This is a genomic window from Micromonospora sp. D75 (genome assembly GCF_018070405.1).
GTDB classification, from domain to species: Bacteria; Actinomycetota; Actinomycetes; order Mycobacteriales; family Micromonosporaceae; genus Micromonospora; species Micromonospora chalcea.
The window spans coordinates 1-1,201 of the sequence record NZ_JAGPXV010001010.1; the positions used below are offsets into that span (position 1 = coordinate 1).

Consider the following 1,201-nt stretch of genomic DNA (forward strand, 5'->3'; position numbering starts at 1 on the left):
CCGCCGGTGACGCCCTGGCGGTCGTCCGGCACGACGCCCACTCCGGGTGCGACAGCGAGCGTGGAGCCCTCGACGCGCGGGCCGCAGCCCAGCGACTTCCCGGCGGCGCAGATCTCCGACCTCAACGACGTGTGCGACGGGGTCCTCTACTTTCCGCAGTCGCCGAAGCGCACCGGAGCGGCGCCGCACCCGGTGGCGCTGCTCGTCGGCACCGACGTGGGCACGCGGCGCCACGACCGGGTCTACTACTACGACGAGGGCCTGTCGAAGCGGGTGGAGCGGACCTGGGCGTCGGAGGACCCGAAGGCCGTGCAGATGGTCGCCTGCCTGGACCGCACCAGCACCGGCGCGACGATCCGCAAGTGCCGCTACGACGACCCGAAGCCGGACACGCTGACGCTGCTCAAGGCCACATACCGCCTGCGGGTGTACGAGGTGGCGACCGGCCGCCGGCTGCTGGACAAGACCATGGGCGGCGACGACCAGCAGTGCCCGTACGTGGTTCTGTACGGACCGGACAAGAAGATCTATGCCGAGGTCAGCCACCGGTCGCTGCTGTCCGCGCTGCGCAACCTGGTCAAGCGGTAGGCCGCGTGCCCGGCCCGATCACGGGCCGGGCACGCGGTCACCGGTGGCCCGGCCGGTCAGCGGAAGGCCGCGTGACCGGTGAGCGTCTGCCCGATGATGAGCTGGTGCACCTCGGAGGTGCCCTCGTAGGTGAGCACCGACTCCAGGTTGTTCGCGTGCCGCAGCACCGGGTAGTCGAGCGTGATGCCGGCCGCGCCGAGGATCGTCCGGCACTCGCGGGCGATGGCGATGGCCTCCCGCACGCTGTTGAGCTTGCCCAGGCTGATCTGCCGGTGGTCCAGCGTGCCGGCGTCCTTCAGCGTGCCGATCTGCATCGCCAGCAGCATCCCCTTGCCCAGTTCCAGGGCCATGTCGGCGAGCTTGAGCTGGGTGGCCTGGTACGCGGCGAGCGGCTTGTCGAAGATCTGCCGGCTGCGGGCGTACGCCACTGTGGTCTGCAGGCAGTCGTGCGCGGCGCCGAGCGCGCCGAAGACGATGCCGAAGCGGGCCTCGTTGAGGCAGGTCAGCGGCCCGGACAGGCCGGCCGCGCCGGGCAGCATCGCGTCGGCGGGCAGCCGGACGTCGTCGAGGACCAGCTCTGAGGTCACCGAGGCGCGCAGGGAGAGTTTGCGGG

General features: G+C 71.4%; 1 protein-coding gene and 1 pseudogene. One reads left to right on the top strand and one right to left on the bottom strand.

The window, feature by feature from the left end; all coding sequences use genetic code 11:
• Nucleotides 1-588, top strand: a pseudogene (locus tag KBX39_RS31560) (hypothetical protein); the annotation flags it as partial.
• 56 nt (nt 589-644) lie between these two features.
• Here the strand turns inward: KBX39_RS31560 and KBX39_RS31565 are convergent.
• A partial coding sequence (locus KBX39_RS31565) for an acyl-CoA dehydrogenase family protein (RefSeq protein ID WP_282102504.1) occupies nt 645-1,201 on the bottom strand: 557 nt, incomplete at its 5' end.